The sequence below is a fragment of the Streptomyces aurantiacus genome (assembly GCF_001418335.1).
Taxonomy (GTDB): Bacteria; Actinomycetota; Actinomycetes; order Streptomycetales; family Streptomycetaceae; genus Streptomyces; species Streptomyces aurantiacus.
Genome location: NZ_LIPP01000028.1, coordinates 37610 through 52092, shown reverse-complemented (window position 1 = coordinate 52092; position 14483 = coordinate 37610). Strand labels below are relative to the sequence as shown.

The following is a 14483-nucleotide window of genomic DNA, read 5'->3' as shown; positions in this document are numbered from 1 at the left end:
GAGGGCAGGCCGGGAGGCGTCGTGCGTTCATTTCCCGAACGACTCCCACGACTTACTCACGGCTTAATTTAGGACGTGAGTTAAGACCCGGAAGAAAGTCGCGTCAAGGGATGGCGCAGCGGTATCTTGCAGGTCGGGGGTCCGGCGGGAAGGAACCACATGGCGGGGCGGAACGGGCGCACGGTGCGTGACCTGCGGCGGGGCAATCGCACCGCCGTGCTGAGGAGGCTGTACTTCGACGGACCGATGAGCCGGTTCGAACTCGGTCCTGCCACCGGACTGAGTTCCGGTTCCGTCAGCAACGTGGTCGCCGAACTCGTCGCGGACGGTCTGGTGGAGGAGGCGGGCAGCGTCGAGTCGGACGGCGGCCGGCCCCGCACCCTGCTCCGGGTCGCCCCCGCCAGCGGCCACATGATCGGCGTGGACGTCGGCGAGACCCGCGTCCGCGTCGAGCTCTTCGACCTGGCCCTGACCGAACTCGCCCGCACGGAACGGCCCTTGGAGCACCAGGACTACGACGTCGGCGTCATCGTCGGCCACATCCGCGACGGCGTCGCCGAGGTCCTCGCCGCCGCCGGCATCGCCGCCGAGCGGCTGCTCGGGGTGGGCATCGGCGTGCCCGGCATCGTGGAACGCACCGAGACCGAGGGCGCCGTGGTGCACGGCCAGACCATCGGCTGGCCGTCCGTCCCGCTGGAGTCCCTGCTGCGTGCCGCCTGCGGGCTCCCGGACTCCGTCCCGTACTTCACCGACAACGGCGCCAAGACCCTCGGCCAGGCCGAGATGTGGTTCGGCGCCGGACGGGGCGCGCACAACGCGGTCGTGGTCCTCTTCGGCTCGGGCGTCGGCGCCAGCCTCGTCTCGGACGACGTGGAACTGGGCCGGGCGGTGGAATGGGGCCACCTCACGGTACGGGTCAGGGGGCGCCGCTGCCGCTGCGGTGCGCTCGGCTGTCTGGAGGCGTACGCCGGGGCGGAGGCGCTCCTTGAGCGCTGGGAGGAGGCGGGGGGACGACCGCCGAAGGGGGTCGACGAGGAGACCGCGCTCACGGCGATGCTGGCCGCCGCCTACCCAGCGCACTCCACGAGCTCCGCGTACTCTGCGCCCTCCGCCGACGGCGCCGGGGCCGACCCGCTGGCCGGCCCCGTGACCGATCCCGTGACCGATCCGGTGCCCGACCCCGTGGCGCTGGCCGTGCTGGAGGAGACGGCCGAGTACCTGGGCGCGGGTCTCTCCGACCTGATCAACCTCTTCCAGCCGGAACGCATCCTCATCGGCGGCTGGGCAGGACTCCAGCTGGGCTCCCGCTTCCTGCCCGCCGTCCGCGCCCACGCCGTCTCGTACGCGCTGCGCCACCCGGCCGAGCGGGTCACCATCGAGCTCGGCGCCCTCGGCCCCGACGCGGTGACGGTCGGCGCGGCGATCCTGCCGCTGGCCGACTTCTTCGCACGCGGTGGACGACGTCCGGGCGTGGGCACGGGCGTGGGCTCGGGCGGGGGATCGGGCTCCGGATCGGGGGACGCGCCGCTTCCCGCCTGGCGCGCGGCTCTGGAGGAACGCGCCCCTCATTGACGCCCTGCGCGGGTTTGCCGAGGCGTCCCGGCAGGTACCCGGACCCTGTCCGACAAGGAGTTTTCGCCCGCAGAGGAGGGGTGCACATCGTGAGTGACTACGGGAGCAGGACGACGCCCGAGGAGAACGACGGCCCCGTGCCCCGGGACCTGCCGGACCAGCAGGTGCGGGAAGGCGAGGACCCCTGGGACGTCGCGCCGGCCGTGACCGGGCGGCGCGAGGGCTCGGACGAGGACGCCCCGGAGTCGGAGCAGGACACCGACGCCGACGCCGACGCCGCGGACGTCCCCGACACCGACGAGGCGGGCACCGGCAGGCAGGGCGCCCCGCATACGAGCACCGTGCACCCGGAGGACCCGGGACCGGAGGAGTCGCCCGCCTGAGCGGGGCAGACGGACTTGAGCCGGGCAAGGGAAAGGCCCCGACCGGACGGGGGAATCACGGTCGGGGCCGTTTGTGGGTGGCCACGGATGGGCGGTCGCCTCTCGGCGGAATGCTCCACAGGGCTTCAGCCGAACGATCGTCCCTGTGGGCGGAAGGTGAGGCCCGGGGACACTGTCCCATCCGCACCCACAGTCGATTTAACGGGAAACTACTGGCGGGTGTTCCCTGGTCGGGAAGGTGCTAGTCGTGATCTGCGTCACGGCTCGCTGCGGCAGGACGTCACGGGCCCCGGCCTCCGGGGTCAGGCGGTGAGTACGGCGAGCGCGGCGGCGTGCACGCCGGGTGCGGCGGCGAGGTAGCTCTCGCTGGTCACCTTCCACGGTTCGCCGTCGAGGTCGGTGACGACACCGCCCGCCTCCCGGACCAGCAGCACGCCGGCCACATGAGCGCGCACGTTGTCGAACTGCCAGTGCAGATCCATGCGGCCCGCGGCGACCTGGGCGAGCTGGTGGGTCACCGGGACGGAGATCCGTACATAGATGACTTCCTTCATCATCGCCGTGAAGGAAGAGCCGATCCGCTCCAGGACAGCGGTGCTCTGGCCGGGTTTCGCCTGGCCGGTACCGACCATCGCGCCGTCCAGCGACGTCTTGGCGGACACCCGCAGCGGGACGCCGTTGAGGAACGCCCCGCCGCCCGCCGTGGCCGTGAACATCTCGTCGAGCAGCGGGAAGTAGAGCACAGCCAGCACCGGACGTCCGTCCCGCACCAGACTGACGCCGACGTTCCAGTCCGTCATGCCGTGCACGGCGTTGACGTTGCCGCCGATGGGGTCGATGAGCCACCATTCGCCCCCGGCCAGCGCACCCGCCCCGTGTTCGTCGTCGAGCCAGCCCGCGCTCGGCAGGATCTCGGTCAGGGCCGGCCGCAGCACGTCGGTGACGGCCACGTGATGGGCGCCGACGTCCGCGAGGAGCTCGCTGAGCCCGGCCGGGCGGTTCTCTGTGGAGTAGCGCTTCAGCAGCAGCGTGCCGGCGCGACGGATGGCATCTCCCGCGGCCGCGAGTACTTCGTCTCCGTGCGCTTCGTTTCCCAGCACTGTCATCATGTTCTCCTGATCGATTCGGTGGAACGTGGAACTAGGCGTGGTCGGGGTTTACTGGCGTGCAAGTGGATCTGAACCTTCTGACGGTGCTCGACGCCCTGCTGGAAGAGGGCAGCGTGATGGGCGCGGCCGAGCGGCTGCACGTGTCGTCACCGGCGGTCAGCCGTACGCTCGGCCGGCTCCGCAGGCTGACCGGCGACGACATCCTCGTGCGCACCGGCCACACCATGACCCCCACGCCGTACGCGGCGGCGATCCGCGACGACGTCCACCGGCTGGTCAGGCAGGGCAACGAGGTGCTCTCGCCGAGCCGCGAGCTGGACCTCGACGGGCTGGACCGTACGTTCACGCTCCAGTGCCATGACGCGCTGGCCGCGTCGCTCGTACCCGCGTTGATCGACAGGATCCAGGAGCAGGCCCCGGGCGTGCAGCTACGGGTGCTGGCCGAGACCTCCACCGACACCGACGGCTTGCGCCACGGTCAGGTCGACCTCGAACTCAGCGGAGACAGACCGAGCCTTCCCGAGTTCCGGTCCGAGACCCTCGGCCACGATTCCCTCGTCGTGGCGATGCGGCCCGGCCATCCCTGTGCCGACAGCCTTGATCTGCGCTCGTACGCGTCGTGGCCGCATGTGCTCGTCTCCCGGCGAGGCCGTCTCAGCGCGCCGATCGACGACGTGCTGGCCGCCGAAGGCCTGCGCCGCCGGGTCGTCGCGGCCGTGGCGACCGTCCCGATGGCCCTCCAGGTGGCGAGCCGACGCGATGTGCTGGTCACGACCACGGCGCTGCTCAGCCGCCCGCTCGTCGAAGCGTTCGGTCTGGTCACCCGGCCGCTGCCCGTCGATTTTCCGGCGGCGGTCATCAACTGCAACTGGCACCAGCGCTACGACTCCGATGTCGCCCACGCCTGGCTCCGCACCCAGGTCCAGGCCGTGTTCGCGGAGATCCTCGCCGGTTAGCCGGTTAGCCGGTTGGACGGTTGGAGTCAGCTGGTTGGTTCAGCCGGTCAGCGGCAGGGCCACGGTGCCGGTGAAGCGGGGCGTCTCCGCCTCGTCGAGCATGGCCGCCGCCACCGTGTCACGGGTGACCGTCGCGGTGAGGTCGAACGGGGGCGCGGCTTCCAGGCCGACCGTGCGACGGGCCGGGCTCTCCGGTCCGTCGGCGAGCACCCCGGCATGGAAGGCGGTGCCGCCCGCCGCGAGCACGATGTCGTCGGCCGCGACCTTGTCCGCCAGCCGGTCGCCCAGCAGCTTCCCGAGGATGCCCGCTGCCTCTCCCGCCACCGCGGCGGACCTGCCCGTGCCGTACGCGCCGAGCCAGATGACGCGCCCCGGCCCGGCGGCGACGACCGCCTCGGCGCCGGCGAGCAGCACGCCCGCCTGCTCGGTGCCGAGGGCGGACAGCACGACGGAATCCGCGTCGATGACGGCCGCGATGCTCGCGGGATCGTGCACGTCGCCCGCCACCACACGCAGCGCGGCGTGGCCGGGAAGGGTGACGCGTTCGGGGTCACGCGCTATCGCGGTGACGGTGTGGCCGCGCTCCAGCGCCTGCCGAGTGATCGCGAGCCCGGTCCTGCCGGACGCCGCGAGAATGATGAGGTCCATGCGGAAAAGGCTAGTGACCAGGAGACTTAACAACAAGTGCATGCTCGTTAAGGCATGCTTTACCTATATGCAATTGGCTTACGCGAGGGGGCTTCCCGACAGTGACGCGAGGAGGTGGGCCGGGTCCCGGTAGACGGCGCTCGCCCCGGCCGCCTCCAGGTCCGCGCGCGGGATGCCGCCGCACAGCACCCCCACGCAGGGGATGCCCGCCCGGGTGCCCGCGCGCATGTCCCAGACCGTGTCACCGACGAAGACCGAGTGCTCGGCGACGGCCCCGACGAGTTCCAGGGCGTGCTCCACGGGATCGGGCGCGGGTTTCCCGGCGTCCACGTCGTCGGCGCTCGCCGTCGCCCTGATGACGTCGTCGGCGTCGATGGCCCGCCGGAGCGCCGTCAGCTCCGGTCCGCCGGCGGAGGTGGCGAGCACGACCATCCACCCGTCGCGGTCGAGACGCCGCAGCAGATCCCCGGCGCCAGGCAACGGCTTCAGCCGCTCGAAGTACGTGCCGTACACGGCCTTGTGCGCGGCGCTGATCGTGTCGTCCTCCTCGGTATCCCGTTTGTCGCCCAGCAGATGCGCGATCAGGTCACTGGAACCGAGGCCGACCGCCCGGTGCACGGCGTGCATCGACACGTCGTGTCCCGCCTGCCGGAACGCCTCCCACCAGGCCGTCACATGAAGGTGATTGGTGTCGGCAAGAGTGCCGTCCACGTCGAACACGGCCGCCCGCTCCATACGTCGTCCCTTCGCAGCGATGTCGCGCGGTGTCACGGTGGCGGGCACCGCGCTGTCCCCGAGTACGGCGTCTCCGAGTACCGCGTCACGGAGCCCGCACGCCCGGCGGAGTCACGCGATCGCGTGTCCAGGCCAGCAGCTCCTCCACCGACCAAGTAGTGACCACACGCTCCGGCGGCACCCCGCACTCCTCGGCCCGCGCACATCCGTACGCCTGCCAGCCGAGCTGTCCGGGTGCGTGCGCGTCGGTGTCCACGGAGAACAGCACACCCGCCGCGACGGCCCGGCGGAGCAGCCGGCGTGGCGGATCGAGCCGTTCGGGGCGGCTGTTGATCTCGACCGCCGTGCCCGTTTCGGCGCAGGCCTCGAACACCGCGTCCGCGTCGAACTCCGACTCGGGCCGGCCCCGTCCGGTGACCAGCCGCCCCGTGCAGTGCCCCAGTACGTCGGACCGGGGATCGCGTACGGCGGCGACCATCCGGCGTGTCATCGCGGCCGCGTCCATCCGCAGCTTGGAGTGCACCGACGCCACCACGACGTCGAGCCGGTCCAGCAGTGCCGGCTCCTGGTCCAGCGAACCGTCGTCGAGGATGTCGCACTCGATGCCGGTGAGCAGCCGGAACGGAGCCCAGCGCTCGTTCAGTTCCGCCACCACGTCCAACTGCTCCCGCAGCCGCTCGGGAGACAGGCCGCGGGCCACCGTGAGCCGCGGCGAGTGATCCGTGAGGACCGCCCACTCGTGGCCGAGCCGCGCCGCGGTACGGCCCATCTCCTCGATGGGGCTGCCACCGTCCGACCAGTCCGAGTGCAGATGGCAGTCACCGCGCAGCAGGGCCGTCAGCTCCTCGCCACCCTGGACGAGGGGGCCCGCGGCCTCCTGCTCCAGCTTCTCCAGATAGCCGGGGACCTCTCCGGCCAGCACCTCGCGCACCACCTGGGCGGTCTTCGGCCCGACGCCCTTCAGCGACTCCAGCGACCGCTCGGCAGACCTCCGGGCCACCTCGTCGGCGGGCAGTCCCGTCACGACGTCCGCCGCCGTGCGGAACGCCCGTACGCGATAGGTGGGCGCCTGGGACCGCTCCAGCAGGAAGGCGATACGGTCCAGGGCCTCGGCCGGGTCCATGCCTCCAGCGTGGCCCAGCCCGCCCGGCTCCGCACGGCGGCGGACGAGGGCGCCCTGTGCCACCATGAACTGCGAACCTCGTAATACCGCGCCGCCCGGGCAGGCTTATCGGCGGCACGCGTGTGGAACCGGTGGGACCATGACTGAAAGCGCCAGCCCGCACATCTCGTACCCGCGGATCACCGTCCTGGGCGTGCAGCCCGGCGATCCGCCCTTCCGCCTCGTGGAGATCGACGGTGCCGTCATCGGCGAGGCCAGGAGTTTCACGGACGTCCTGATGGCCGCCGCGGCGTACGGCATTCCGGTGCACGACGCCGACGACCCGGCCGTGGTCCGCTGGGTCGGCGGCGACAAACTCACCTGGCATCTGCGCCGGTCCTTCCGGGCGGGGGACGGCCGACCTCAGCCGCCGCGGTGAGCCGTCCACCCGGCGCTCCGGTGCGCTGACGGCACGTTCGGGTGAATCGCGTGGGGGGCGCGTTGACCTGCACTTTCGCGCCGTGGTGAGCCGTCGCGCACGGCGCGGGCCCACGCATCGTCGTACTCCGGGAATCGAGCACGGCCGCGCATGGGGCCGTCTCCACGAGGGAAGTTTGATCTTGCCGGTCGCCGGTGACCACGTCCCGGCCAGCTCCTCCACGGCTTGTCCCTCCCTCGTACGACAGGAGTCGTCATGTTCCGCCGCCTCGCCCTGCCCGCGGCCCTGCTCGCCGCCGTCGCCGCCCTGGGCACCGCCCCCGCGGCGGCCGCCCCCGCCGCGGGCTCCGTGTGCTTCTGGACCGGCGCCGGGCAGCACGGCACGTCCTGGTGCTACACACCACCCGGTTATACGGACGTTCCGGAGTTCCTCCACGACAAGGCGGCCTCCTTCCGGTCGGACGCGGACACCGCCGTGTACGCCATCGACTGGGCCCGCGACACCTGTTACCACCGCCTGATCCGCGCGCACGACCTGGCCGACAACTGGGCCTGGGGCGCCAGACTCGACGGGGTGTCCGACACCACGATGGGCTGCGAGGTCGGCTGAGCCGTGCGAGCCGTGCGACCTTCCCGCACCTTGCGCACCCTGCGCACCTTGCGCGCCGCCGCGCCGGTCGTGCTGGCCGCGTTGCTCGTGCTGGCCGTGCCGGCGCTCGGCGGATGTGGCACCACGACGGATGCCGCCCGCGCGGGCCCCTCCCTGCCGAGCGGCGAGCGGCAGCGGGACGACCTCGTCAAGGCTGCCCAACAGGTGCTCGTCGAACGGTGCCTGGCCGGGCAGGGACTGTCCTCGAAGGGGCCCGGTGCCGAGGACCGGCGGCTCCAGGGCGCCCTCTTCGGCAGGGGCCGTGCCGAGCTGGCCGTCACCCTCCCCACCGGCTACACGGTCAAGGCACACACCGACGGCTGCCTGGCCGCCGCCCGACGCGAGCTGTACGGGGACGAGCGGCGCTGGTTCCGTACCCAGGTCGTCGTCGACAACCTCCGTACGGAGGCCCGGCAGCGGATGAAGCACGACCCCGACTACCGCGTGGCACACGGCCGTTGGGTCCGCTGCGTCACACCGGCCGACGGGCCCAGGCCCGAGCGCCCCGACCCGGAAACGGCGGCACGGTGTGCCCGGGAGAGCGGCCTCGACACGGTGCGCGCCCGGCTCGAACCGGTCCTGCTGGCCCGGGTCCGCACCGAGCGGCGCGACCAGTTGACCACCTACCGGCAGCTGCGCACACGCGCACTGCACCGTGCGGCGGATCTGTACGCCGCACGGACCGTTCAGAAGAACCGAGAGAAAGGCAGTACCCCTTCGTGATCATCAAGCGCTTCGCAGTCTCCGCCGCCGCGGCATTCCTCGCCCTGAGCGGCGGCCTGGCCCTGGCCGCGCCCGCCGGCGCCGCGGACTGCCCCAGCGGTGAGTTCTGCGTCTGGGAGAACGCGAACTTCGCCGGTCAGCGGGCCAACTGGTCGGGTGACGACGGCTGGTGGGAGGGCTGGATCGCCGACTCCGACTCCTCCTGGGCCAACCACGGCATCTCGGGCCCCGGCGTCAAGGACCACGTCCGGGTGTACGAGGACGCCTGGCAGGGCGGCGACATGACGATCTGTCTCAGCCCGGGTCAGGAGGTCGACTACAACGGCGTGGCCAACGATCGCGGGGACTCCCACACCTGGGCGATGAACTGCTGACGGACTGCTGACAGAACGGCTGGCAGCGTCCGGACCCGCGGCGGGTGTATGACCCGGGGGCCCGAGGAGGGGAGTGGCACGCCCGACGGAGGCGGGCGTGCCGCGTGACACACGGGCCACGGTGGTGCGTGCCGCGGGAGCAGGAACGAGCAGAGCCCGGCAGGGTGGCCCCGGCCGGGCTCTTCCGCAGCCGGCCTTCCGCGTCGGCCGGCTGTTCCCGCGTTCGGTCGTGCGTCCTGCCCACTCGGCCGACCGAACACGCGTGGTGGGCCGCGTCAGCCCGTCGTCACCTTCACCTCGTCCACGACGAGCTGCTGCGGGAAGGTGGTCGAACCGTCCGGGTCGCCCGGCCAGTAACCGCCCACCGCGAGGTTGAGGATCAGGAAGAACGGCTTGTTGAACACCCACTGGTTGCCGTTCAGGTCGGCGGGCGTCCGCCGCTGGTAGACCGTGCCGTCCACGGACCAGGTGACCGCGTCGGGCGACCAGTCGACGGCGAAGGTGTGGAAGCCGTCGGCGAAGGCCTGTCCGCCGGGCAGCGAGTAGCCGGCGCCGATGCCGCCGGAGCCGGAGTAGCCGGGGCCGTGCAGGGTGCCGTGCACGGTCGAGGGCTCGAAGCCGACGTTCTCCATGACGTCGATCTCACCCGAGTTCGGCCAGCCGACCTGTCCGATGTCGTTGCCGAGCATCCAGAAGGCGGGCCACATGCCCTGCCCGCGCGGAACCTTCAGCCGGGCCTCGACCCGTCCGTAGGTCGTGGTGAACTTGCCGGAGGTGTTGAGGCGGGCCGAGGTGTACTCGCAACGCCCGTACCAGCACTGGTAGTTGTTCGGGTTTTCGCGGCGGGCCGTGATCACCAGGTTGCCCTGGCCGTCCAGGGCCGCGTTGTTGTTGCCCGCCGTGTAGTACTGGCGCTCGTGGTTGTTGACGTTGTCGCCGGTCTCGATCTGCCATTTCGAGGAGTCGACGGCCGAGCCGGCGGGCCCGTCGAAGGTGTCCGAGAACGTCACCGCCGCGGCGGCACTCGGTGCGGGGGCCGCCTGTGTGCGGTCCGCGCGCACCGGATCCGCTTGCGCGGGTCCGACCGCGGCGGATGCGAGGAGCACGGAGGACAGGGCGGCGAAAAGACAACTGCGGAGCAGGCGTGGTGAGGCCACGTCTCTCCCTTCCGGCGGATCCTCGTGGGGGAGGAGCCGACTGATGTGGGGGGTGCGTGCTTCGACTCTTGATTTAAGAAGTGAAGTAAGAAGGCGTCAAGACCTTGGTCCGGACCATCCGTTCACATCTTGGGCCTCACGCCTCAGCCTTGCGGTCGCGCCGGCGTGGATGCACCGCCTGGCTCAGGCGTCGGCCGAGGAGCAGATAGCCGATCAGGGCCCCGGTGGTGTTGAGGATGACGTCGTCGATGTCGAAGGCGCGCCCGGTGACCAGCGCCCCCTGCACCAGTTCGACCAGCAGCATGGTTGCCGCGGTCAGCAGGATCACCCGCAGAATGCCGCGCGTCCCCGGTACGAGGAGGGGCAGCAGTATGCCGAAGGGGATGCCCAGGACGAGATTGCCGCCGATCTGCTTGACCGCGTCGCGCAGTTCGGGCTGATCCAGATAGGCACGCAGGGAGCGGCCCGGATGCAGATTGCTGTGCGTCAGCGCCTCGGAGGCGGGTGACGGCTGGAGCGTGAGCCGGGCCAGTACGGCGGCGAACGCCACCATGGCGGCGAAGGCGAGGAGCGTGACCAGCAGGCGTACGACGAAGGGGGGCCGCTGCCGTTCGCGCGGAGCCTTGGCCGAGCGACGGCCGGACGTCCCGCCGCGCGGGCGCGGCTCGGTGCTGCGAGGGTTCGACTTCTTGGCGCCGGAGCCCGACGCGGAGCGGAAACGAAAGGCGGTACGAGGACGTAGCGCTTCGCGTGCCATGTAACCCTCCAGTGTTCAACTGTGGTCCGGTGCAAGCCGGTTACCCGGGGAGTGGCCGAAGATGCCGCCGGCAATCGCCTTGCAGGGGCGCGCCCGCGAGCCGCGCTCGACTGCTCGGCTGCTCGCGGGCGCGTCCCCTGCCCAGGGCGTCGGCCCTGCTGGACATGGGCTCCGTCCGGGTGTGGGCTCAGCCTCCGTCGTTGCCGGAGGCTCAGGTCCCGTAGGTCACGTGCACCTCCTTGAACCCGAGCGAGCCCAGCAGCCCTTTGAGCATGCCGGTGGTGTTCTCCTCGGCGCGGGCGGTCAGTTCGCTGTCCTTCGCGGCGTCACCGATGTGCCGGGCGGCGAGCCGCTGCACGGCCCGCTCGTCGTTCGGGTTGTCCGAGAAGACATCGCCGAGCCGGTCGAGGAGACCGCGCTGCTTGGAGACGGCGTACGAGTGGTCGGGGTCGAGTGCGGGCTTGCCCAGGGCGGCGTGGGGCAGCCTGAGCGTGGCCGACGTGCGGTCCTTGTCGACCTTCACGTCCTTGTCACGGATCTTCGCGAGGTCGACGTAGGAGTCGACGGTGCCCGCGCCCACGTACAGGGTGCGGGTGCCGCGGACCGCGTCCGGCAGGTACTTGGTGTCCTTCTCCAGATCGACCACCACCTGGAAGTTGCCCGAGGCGGCGTCGTAACGGCTGATGTCCTGGATGGACTTGAGGAGCGTGGGCCCCGTCCGGTCGTGGGTGTCCTCGCGGAACACGTCGCCAAGGCCGGGCAGCAGGCTCCACCGCAGACCGGCGAAGAGCACTGCCAGGACCAGTACGACGGCACTCACGATCTTCGCCCATCCGGGCAGGCGCTCAAGGGACGTCGTCATGTGGACCGTCCTCCTTCCTCCTTCCTCATGCCCCTCAAATACCGGAACAGACAGCCTTGTCGGGCGAGTGGCCGGCTACCGGACCGGACGGTCCCCCGAGGGCCGCGACCACCAGACGCCCTCGCCGTGGGTCAGACCGGGCAGCCGCAGTTCGAGGTCGCGCACGTGGCGAGCGGGGACCTCGCCCGTGACCAGCCACGAGGCGTCGCCGCCCGTCGTCTCCCCGAACTCCGCTCCGCAGGCGGCGAGTCGGGCGGTGACGGCGGCGAGCGCGTCGAGGGGCAGCTCGGTCTCGAAGGAGTGGTACGGCTCGTACACCCGCGTTCCCGCGTGCTCCAAGGCGCGGCGCAACACCACCGGCGTGAGCCCCCGGAAGTCGCCCGCCGTGCTCGTCGGCGCGACGAAACCGGAGCGGACGAGTGTGACGAGGCAGTCCGTCACGGGCCAACCGTGCGGGCCGCCGCCCAGCAGCGTGGCGTGCACCGTGTCCTCGACGGCCTGGTGGAACGCGCGGGGCAGGGCGCCGAGTTCGGTCTCGTACGCGAAGACCGTGCCGCGGCCGTGCGGCCCCGGCTCGACACGAAGGCCGATCGTCGCCCAGAACCCGGTGTGGCCGTGCCGCTGGATCTCCTCGTACGCCTCGCCCGTGCCCACCGGACGTTCCAGACATCGGACGCGGCTCGGCTCGAACTCGGCCTCGATGCCGAAGTCCTGGGTGAGCGTCGCGGCGAGGACCTCCTTCTGCACCTCGCCGTACAGGAGCAGCGCGGTGCTGCCGGACGGGCCGGGCCGCGCGTGGATCAACGGGTCCTGGTCCGCCAGGGCCAGCAGGGCGGAGCGCAGCGGCGCCGCCCGGTCGGACTCCCGGGCCCGGACCAGTGTTTCCAGGGTGGGAGCGGCGAACTGCGGGGCGCGGTCCGGGCCCCGGCCGAGCCGGTCGCCGACCCGGATGTTGTGCAGTCCGGTCACCGCGGCGATGTTCCCGGCGGTGAGAGGTCCCGCCCGGCCCACCACGTCGAGCCCGAGAGCCCGCCCCGGCACCACCGACTCCCGGCCGTCCGCCTCCCGCCGCAGGAAGGTGAGGCGCTGACGTTGCGTCACCGCCCCCTCGAACAAACGGAGATAGGCCGTTCGCGCACCGTCGGGCCGGGTGCGTACGGCGAAGACCGTGCCGCGTGGCTCGACCGGGACCGGCGAGGTGCTCACCCCGGATACGGGGATCAACCGGGGCAGGGCCTCGACGAGTTCGGCGATGCCCTGGCCGCCGAGCGCCGACCCGAAGAGGACCGGATGCAGGGAGCCGTCGGCGGTCCGGGCGGCCAGCGCCGCGCGCAGTGCGTCCGGAGTCGGCGGCGGGCCGTCCACGACCGCCGCGAGGATGCCGGAGTCGGCCTCGGCGAGCGTCTCCGTCGTACGCGGTGCGTCCAGGGGACGCGGTACGACTTCGGCGTGCGCGGTGCCGATGCCGCGTACGCCCGTGAGCGGGACGATGTGCCCAGTCAGCCGCCGCCGGATGTCGTCGAGCAGGCCCTCCTCCCGTGCGCCCGCGCGGTCGATCTTGTTCACGAAGACGAGCGTGGGCAGCCTGAGCCGCCGCAGGGTCTTCATCAGCACCCGGGTCTGGGCCTGTACGCCCTCCACTGCGGACAGCAGCAGCACCGCTCCGTCGAGGACCTCCAGGGCACGTTCGACCTCGGCGATGAAGTCGGAGTGCCCGGGGGTGTCGATGAGGTTGATCTGTACGTCCCCGGCGGTGAAGGCGGCGACGGCCGAACGGATGGTGATCCCGCGCTGCCGCTCGATCGCGCCGTCGTCCGTACGGGTGTCACCGGCGTCGACGCTGCCGAGCCGGTCGATGACGCCGGAGTCGAAGAGCAGCCGCTCGGTGAGGCTGGTCTTACCCGCGTCGACGTGCGCCAGGATGCCGATGTTCAGGGTGCGCGAAGGGCGCGCGGTGTTCAGGAAGTGCATGAGTGGTCGAGTCCTCAAGAACGGTCGTCCGGTGGGGGCGAGAGGTTCCGAGGAATCGGCGCATGCGAGCTCCTGCGAGGGTTCGGGAGTGGTCCGTGGCCATCATGTCCCGTGCGTACGGGCCGGCCGCAACCGAATTTCGCCCCGCGGCCGTCGCCGGTACGGCCACTTACAGTGCGGTGGTGTCGGGAGCGGGGAGCGCGGCGCTGGGGATCTGGGTGAGAGCCGACGCGCCGCCGTCCACGACGTGGATGCCGCCGGTCATCCACGACGAGGCGCCGGAAGCCAGCAGGAGTGCCAGCCCCGCGACGTCGTCGGGCCGGCCCCAGCGACGCATCGGGACGGAGTCCTCCCAGGCGGCCACGGCGGCGGCGGGCCGGGGCCCCGTGCCACCGATGTTGGTGACCACCGGACCCGGCGCCAGGGCGTTGATCCGGACGTTGAACCGTGCGAGTTCCAGCGAGGCCTGGCGCACCAGGCCGACCACGGCGGACTTCGACGCGACGTAGGGATAACTGACGCGGGGCTCCGCGCGCAGGCCCGCGGTGGAGGCGGTGACGACGATGCTGCCGGACCGCTGCTTCTTCATGACCCGGGCACTGTGCTGGAGGGAGTGGAAGAGTCCGTCCAGGTTGACGTCCATGACCCCTCGCCACGCCTCGAACGACAACTCGTCGATCGCGCCGCCGGGTTGGAGGAGGGAGGGCACGCCGTTGATGCCGGCGTTCAGGAAGGAGATGTCGAGACGGCCGGAAGCCGCGACGACATCGTCCAGGAGGACGCGGACCGCGTCCTTGTCCCGCACGTCACAGACGTGCGAGACCACAGTTCCGGCCCCGGTCGATTCCTCGGCCAGTTTCCCGGCCGCGTCATGGACGGTGTCCGAGACGTCCGCGAGGTGCACCGTGGCGCCCTCGGCGACGCAGGCACGGGCGATGGCATGGCCGATGCCGCTGCCCGCGCCGGTCACCAGCACCACCTGTCCGTCGATGTGCAGAGTGTCCATCGATCAGTCTTCCCTTCGAATCAGCACGGTTTGATCAGCAC

General features: G+C 71.5%; 15 protein-coding genes and 1 pseudogene. 7 read left to right on the top strand and 9 right to left on the bottom strand.

Annotation, left to right across the window (positions count from 1 at the left end):
* The first annotated feature begins 159 nt into the window (after positions 1 to 159).
* Both AOK01_RS04105 and AOK01_RS04100 read left to right on the top strand, forming a co-directional pair.
* Positions 160 to 1572, top strand: a complete 1413-nt coding sequence (locus tag AOK01_RS04105; RefSeq protein ID WP_055508469.1) for an ROK family transcriptional regulator — start codon at positions 160 to 162, stop codon at positions 1570 to 1572.
* Positions 1573 to 1661: 89 nt separating this feature from the next.
* Complete coding sequence (locus tag AOK01_RS04100) at positions 1662 to 1955, top strand: hypothetical protein (protein ID WP_055508522.1); 294 nt, start codon at positions 1662 to 1664, stop codon at positions 1953 to 1955.
* A 302-nt stretch (positions 1956 to 2257) separates the two neighbouring features.
* Here AOK01_RS04100 and AOK01_RS04095 read toward each other — a convergent pair whose 3' ends face one another.
* A complete protein-coding gene (locus tag AOK01_RS04095) occupies positions 2258 to 3064 on the bottom strand; it encodes an inositol monophosphatase family protein (RefSeq protein ID WP_079103150.1) in 807 nt (268 codons plus the stop codon).
* A 56-nt stretch (positions 3065 to 3120) separates the two neighbouring features.
* Between AOK01_RS04095 and AOK01_RS04090 the strand changes: the two genes are divergently transcribed.
* On the top strand, positions 3121 to 4020 hold the full coding sequence (locus AOK01_RS04090) for a LysR family transcriptional regulator (RefSeq protein ID WP_055508465.1): 900 nt from the start codon (positions 3121 to 3123) through the stop codon (positions 4018 to 4020).
* A gap of 39 nt (positions 4021 to 4059) precedes the next feature.
* On the opposite strand, the gene AOK01_RS04085 is transcribed toward AOK01_RS04090, so the two are convergent.
* The 3 genes from AOK01_RS04085 to AOK01_RS04075 all read right to left on the bottom strand — a co-directional run bounded on the left by AOK01_RS04085 (position 4060) and on the right by AOK01_RS04075 (position 6526).
* Positions 4060 to 4668, bottom strand: coding sequence for an NAD(P)-dependent oxidoreductase (locus AOK01_RS04085; RefSeq protein ID WP_055508462.1), 609 nt, complete (start codon positions 4666 to 4668; stop codon positions 4060 to 4062).
* A 78-nt stretch (positions 4669 to 4746) separates the two neighbouring features.
* A complete protein-coding gene (locus AOK01_RS04080) occupies positions 4747 to 5403 on the bottom strand; it encodes an HAD family hydrolase (protein WP_055508460.1) in 657 nt (218 codons plus the stop codon).
* A gap of 85 nt (positions 5404 to 5488) precedes the next feature.
* A complete protein-coding gene (locus tag AOK01_RS04075; protein WP_055508458.1) occupies positions 5489 to 6526 on the bottom strand; it encodes a PHP domain-containing protein in 1038 nt (345 codons plus the stop codon).
* A gap of 139 nt (positions 6527 to 6665) precedes the next feature.
* Between AOK01_RS04075 and AOK01_RS04070 the strand changes: the two genes are divergently transcribed.
* From AOK01_RS04070 to AOK01_RS04055, 4 genes are all read left to right on the top strand, one after another.
* Positions 6666 to 6944 carry a hypothetical protein gene (locus tag AOK01_RS04070; protein ID WP_055508456.1) on the top strand — a complete coding sequence of 93 codons (279 nt, stop codon included), beginning with the start codon at positions 6666 to 6668 and terminating at the stop codon, positions 6942 to 6944.
* A 255-nt stretch (positions 6945 to 7199) separates the two neighbouring features.
* Positions 7200 to 7553 carry a hypothetical protein gene (locus tag AOK01_RS04065; protein WP_055508454.1) on the top strand — a complete coding sequence of 118 codons (354 nt, stop codon included), beginning with the start codon at positions 7200 to 7202 and terminating at the stop codon, positions 7551 to 7553.
* 12 nt (positions 7554 to 7565) lie between these two features.
* Positions 7566 to 8315, top strand: a complete 750-nt coding sequence (locus AOK01_RS04060) for a hypothetical protein (RefSeq protein WP_157871178.1) — start codon at positions 7566 to 7568, stop codon at positions 8313 to 8315.
* Positions 8316 to 8317: 2 nt separating this feature from the next.
* Positions 8318 to 8689, top strand: a complete 372-nt coding sequence (locus tag AOK01_RS04055; RefSeq protein WP_107099722.1) for a peptidase inhibitor family I36 protein — start codon at positions 8318 to 8320, stop codon at positions 8687 to 8689.
* A gap of 278 nt (positions 8690 to 8967) precedes the next feature.
* Here the strand turns inward: AOK01_RS04055 and AOK01_RS04050 are convergent.
* The 5 genes and pseudogenes from AOK01_RS04050 to AOK01_RS04030 all read right to left on the bottom strand — a co-directional run.
* A pseudogene (locus AOK01_RS04050) lies at positions 8968 to 9846 on the bottom strand (glycoside hydrolase family 16 protein); the annotation flags it as partial.
* Positions 9847 to 9982: 136 nt separating this feature from the next.
* A complete protein-coding gene (locus AOK01_RS04045; protein ID WP_055508446.1) occupies positions 9983 to 10603 on the bottom strand; it encodes a VanZ family protein in 621 nt (206 codons plus the stop codon).
* A 211-nt stretch (positions 10604 to 10814) separates the two neighbouring features.
* A complete protein-coding gene (locus AOK01_RS04040) occupies positions 10815 to 11465 on the bottom strand; it encodes a DUF4230 domain-containing protein (RefSeq protein WP_055508444.1) in 651 nt (216 codons plus the stop codon).
* 75 nt (positions 11466 to 11540) lie between these two features.
* On the bottom strand, positions 11541 to 13436 hold the full coding sequence (gene otr(A) / locus AOK01_RS04035; RefSeq protein ID WP_055508442.1) for a tetracycline resistance ribosomal protection protein Otr(A): 1896 nt from the start codon (positions 13434 to 13436) through the stop codon (positions 11541 to 11543).
* Between the two features lie 169 nt (positions 13437 to 13605).
* Complete coding sequence (locus AOK01_RS04030; protein ID WP_055508440.1) at positions 13606 to 14442, bottom strand: SDR family NAD(P)-dependent oxidoreductase; 837 nt, start codon at positions 14440 to 14442, stop codon at positions 13606 to 13608.
* Positions 14443 to 14483: the final 41 nt, after the last annotated feature.

Excerpts from the sequence above, each read along its gene's own strand:
- AOK01_RS04080 (WP_055508460.1), bottom strand. The coding sequence starts at position 5,403 with ATGGAGCGGGCGGCCGTGTTCGACGTGGACGGCACTCTTGCCGACACC.
- AOK01_RS04085 (WP_055508462.1), bottom strand. The coding sequence starts at position 4,668 with ATGGACCTCATCATTCTCGCGGCGTCCGGCAGGACCGGGCTCGCGATC.
- AOK01_RS04105 (WP_055508469.1), top strand. The coding sequence starts at position 160 with ATGGCGGGGCGGAACGGGCGCACGGTGCGTGACCTGCGGCGGGGCAAT.
- AOK01_RS04065 (WP_055508454.1), top strand. The coding sequence starts at position 7,200 with ATGTTCCGCCGCCTCGCCCTGCCCGCGGCCCTGCTCGCCGCCGTCGCC.
- AOK01_RS04030 (WP_055508440.1), bottom strand. The coding sequence starts at position 14,442 with ATGGACACTCTGCACATCGACGGACAGGTGGTGCTGGTGACCGGCGCG.
- AOK01_RS04040 (WP_055508444.1), bottom strand. The coding sequence starts at position 11,465 with ATGACGACGTCCCTTGAGCGCCTGCCCGGATGGGCGAAGATCGTGAGT.
- AOK01_RS04045 (WP_055508446.1), bottom strand. The coding sequence starts at position 10,603 with ATGGCACGCGAAGCGCTACGTCCTCGTACCGCCTTTCGTTTCCGCTCC.
- AOK01_RS04070 (WP_055508456.1), top strand. The coding sequence starts at position 6,666 with ATGACTGAAAGCGCCAGCCCGCACATCTCGTACCCGCGGATCACCGTC.
- AOK01_RS04095 (WP_079103150.1), bottom strand. The coding sequence starts at position 3,064 with ATGATGACAGTGCTGGGAAACGAAGCGCACGGAGACGAAGTACTCGCG.
- AOK01_RS04075 (WP_055508458.1), bottom strand. The coding sequence starts at position 6,526 with ATGGACCCGGCCGAGGCCCTGGACCGTATCGCCTTCCTGCTGGAGCGG.